Source organism: Streptomyces olivaceoviridis, assembly GCF_014650115.1.
Lineage (GTDB): Bacteria > Actinomycetota > Actinomycetes > Streptomycetales > Streptomycetaceae > Streptomyces > Streptomyces olivaceoviridis.
The window spans coordinates 1-3,906 of sequence record NZ_BMUI01000085.1 but is presented as its reverse complement, the minus strand read 5'-3'; the positions used below and the strand labels follow the sequence as shown (position 1 = coordinate 3,906).

At 75.8% G+C, this 3,906-nt stretch carries 1 protein-coding gene; it reads right to left on the bottom strand.

Annotated features, from left to right (window positions below; genetic code table 11):
• Positions 1 to 3,906 (bottom strand): condensation domain-containing protein (locus tag IE273_RS42910; RefSeq protein WP_189820528.1); only part of this gene is annotated, 3,906 nt, incomplete at both ends.

Genomic DNA, 3,906 nt, shown 5'->3' with positions numbered 1-3,906 from the left:
CCCCCGCCACCAACTCCAGATCCCCGACCTTCGCCCACAGGTGGTTCACCATCCCCGAACGCTGCACCATCGCCCCCTTGGGACGACCCGTGGACCCGGACGTGAACATCACGTACGCCAGATCCAGGCCCCCGCCGAGGGCAGCCGGCAGGGCGTGGTCTTGGAGGGAGTCCTCCAGGACCAGGACGGTCACGTCACCGGCGAGTTCGCGGGCCCGAGCCGCGTGCGCGCGCCCGGTGAGGAGGTGGCGGGCGCCGCTGTCGGCGAGCAGGGACGCGTTCCGGGCCGCCGGGGCCGCCGGGTCCAGCGGCAGATACGCCCCGCCCGCGCCCAGGACGCCCAGGACGCCCGTCACGAACGGCACCCCGGGATCGGCGAGCATCGCCACCACCGAGCCGAGGCCCGCGCCGGCCTCGGTCAGGAGTGCCGACAGGCCGCCGGCGCGCTCCACGAGGTCGCCGTAGGCGACGCTGTCCGTGCCGTCGGCCACGGCGACGGCGTCGGGCACGCGGGCCGCGACGGCCCGGACGCGTTCCACGACGCCGAGGCTCTCCTCGGGCAGGCCGGGGTCCCAGGAGCCGAGCAGTCCGCCGAGTTCGCCGGGCTGCCCGGGGCGGCCCAGGGTGGCCGGTCCGGTGATGTCGACCCGGGCGAGCGGCAGGTCACCACCGTCGACGACGGTGTGCAGCAGGTGCCGGACCATGACGGCTATGCGGTCGACGTCGGCGCCGGTGAACAGGTCGGGCGCGTAGTCGAGGCGCAGGGTCAGGGTGTCGCCGGGGAACACCGCCATGCTGAGCGGGTGGTGGCGGGCGTCCAGGGCCTCGGTGCGCACCACGCGGGGTCCGTCGGTGCCGGCGGCCGGGCCGGCCGCGTCGAGCGGGAAGTTCTCGAAGAGGACGACGGTGTCGAAGACCTCGCCGGACAGGCCCGCCGCCTTGTGGATCTCGGCGAGACCGAGGTGCTCGTGCGGCAGCAGCGCGGTCTGCTGGTGCTGGATCGTGCGCAGCAGTTCGGCGAGCCGGGTGCCGGGGTGCAGCCGGGCCCGCACGGGCACGGTGGTGAGGAACATGCCGATCATCGACTCGACGTCGGGGACCTCGGCGGGCCGCCCGGAGGTGACGGCGCCGAAGACGACGTCGTCACGGCCGGTGAGCCGGCCGAGCAGCAGCGCCCAGCAGCCCTGGAGCACGGTGTTGAGGGTCAGTCCCCGGGCGCGGGCCCAGGCGGTGAGGGCCTGGGTCAGCTCGCGCGGGAGGTCGAGCCGCAGGGATTCGGGGAGCACCGGGGCCCGGTCGGGGCCCGCGTCCACGAGGAGGGTCGGCCCGTCGAGGTCGGCGAGCGCCGCGCGCCAGGCGGCGCGGGCGGCCTCGCGGTCCTGGCGGGTCAGCCACTGGAGGTAGGAGCGGTAGGGGACGGGGGCGGGCAGCGCGGTGCCGTCGGTGCCGGGCCGGCCGAGTGTGAACAGCTCCCGGACCAGCAGCGGCATCGACCAGCCGTCGACCAGGATGTGGTGGCTGGTCCACAGGAAGCGGTGCCGGCCCTCGCCGTGGGTGACGAGCGTGAACCGCAGCAGCGGCGGGCGCTCCAGGTCGAAGCGGTGGCCGCGTTCGGCGGCGGTGATCCGCTCCAGCTCGGCGCCGCGCTCGGGTTCCGGCAGGTCGCGCAGGTCGATCTCCTGCCAGGGGAGTTCCGCGCGGGCGGGGATCAGCTGCACGGGGGCGCCGGCGGGCCGGGCCCGGAAGGACGCGCGCAGGTTGGGGTGCCGGTCCAGGACGGCCTGGCCGGCGGCGCGCAGTGCGGCCGGGTCGAGGTCGCCCTCGATCTCGGCGACGATCTGGAGGGTGTAGACGTCGGTGCCGTCGCCGGTCGCCGTGTCGTAGTCGGCGTGGAAGAGCATGCCCTGCTGGAGCGGGGTGATGGGCAGTACGTCGGCCAGGGCGCTTCCGGCGTCGGCGAGTTCGGCCTCGTACGCCTCGATCTCCTCCTGGGCCAGGTCGACCAGCGGCAGGTCGGAGGGGGTACGGCCGCCCGTGGCCGGGGCGTGCCGGCCGAGCAGTTCCAGCGCCCGGAACCAGGTGCCGGCGAGGTCGCGCACGTCCTCCTCGGCCACCGCGTCCCCGGCCCATGCCCAGTTGGCGATCAGGTGGGGTCCGTCGGGTCGGTCCTCGGTCGCCGGGGTGACGTCGATCAGGTGCGGCAGCGGCATGCCCGGGTGGGCGCCGGTGCCGACGACCCCGTCCCCGCCGACGGGCTGCCACGGCCGGTCCTCGCGGGCGTCGAAGCGGCCCATGTAGTTGAAGCCGAGCTGGGGCCGGGGGTGGTGGGCGAGGACGCGGGCGGCGTGCGGGTTGAGGTAGCGCAGCAGGCCGAAGCCGACGCCCCGGTCGGGCAGGGCGTGCAGCTGTTCCTTGATCCGCTTCAGGACGGCGCCCAGCGCGGGGCCGCCCGCCCACAGCTCGGACCAGTCGACGGCGCCGACGTCCAGGCGGACCGGGAAGGCGCTGGTGAACCAGCCGACCGTGCGGGACAGGTCCAGGTCGTCGCCCAGTTGCTCCCGGCCGTGTCCCTCCAGCTCGATCAGGGTCTGCGCGTGGTGGGTGTGGCCGTGCCGGCGGCGCCAGTCCGCGACGGCGAGGGCGAGCCCGGTGAGCAGGACGTCGTTGATCTCGGCGTGGAAGGCCGCCGGCACCTCGGTGAGCAGCGGCGCGGTGGCCGCGGGGCCCAGCTCCAGCCGGAGCGTGCGCATCGTGCCGTGGACGTCCCGGGCGGGGTCCGCGCGGCGGGTGCCGACCAGCGGGTCCGGGCCCGCCAGCTGCCGCTGCCACACGGCGAGTTCGGCGCCGCGCACCTGGGTGCGGGCCTGCTCGGCGAGGAGCGCGGACCAGCGGCGGTACGAGGTGCCGACCGGGTCGAGCGCCGGGGCACGGCCCTCGGCGAGGGCGCGGTAGGCGGCTTCCAGGTCGGGCAGCAGCACGCGCCAGGACACACCGTCCACGACGAGGTGGTGGGCGCACAGCACCAGCCGGGCGGTGTCCGCGCCGGGCGGGGCGGTGAGCAGCACGGCCTGGATCATGACCGCACGGGCGGGGTCGAGGCGGGCGCGGGCGGCGGCGGCCTGCCGTTCGGCGCGGGCCGGGTCGTCCTTGCCGTCCGGTTCGGCGACGGCGACCAGCGGCACACCGTCCGGCGCGCCGGGGGCGAGGACCTCCATGTGCCACAGGCCGGGGGCCGGTTCGGTGGCCCGGGTGCGCAGGGCGTCGTGGTGGTCCACCACGGCGTGCAGGGCCGCGTCGAGCAGCCCGGCGTCGAGCCCGGCCGGCACGCCGACGACGACGTGCTGGCTGTACTTGACCACCGGCCCGGTCAGCGTGCCGGTCTCCTCGTGCAGCTGGGCCATGATCGGGGTGAGTTCGTACGGCCCGGCCCCGTCGTCCTCGCTCGCCCCGGCGCGCGCGTCGAGGCTGCCGGCGGCGCGGGCGAGGGCGGTGACCGACTTGTGCTCGAAGACGTCGCGGGTGGTCAGGGCGAGCCCGGCGGCGCGGGCCCGGCTGACCAACTGGATGGAGCGGATGCTGTCACCGCCGAGCGCGAAGAAGTCCTCGTCCACGCCCACTTCGGTGACCCCGAGGACATCGGCGAAGATCCCGGACAGGACCCGCTCACGGTCGTTGCCCGCCGCCCGCTTGGCCTCCTGCCCGGCCAGGGCCGGCCGGGGCAGCGCCTTGCGGTCCAGCTTGCCGTTGGCCGTCAGCGGCAGCGCCTCCAGCACCAGCCAGGACGCCGGGATCATGTAGGCGGGAAGCAGTTGGGCCAGCTCGGCACGGACCCGGACCGCGTCCACACCGGGTCCGGTGAGGTAGCCGACCAGGCGGGGGTTGCCGGAAGCGTCGGGCAGCACGGCCA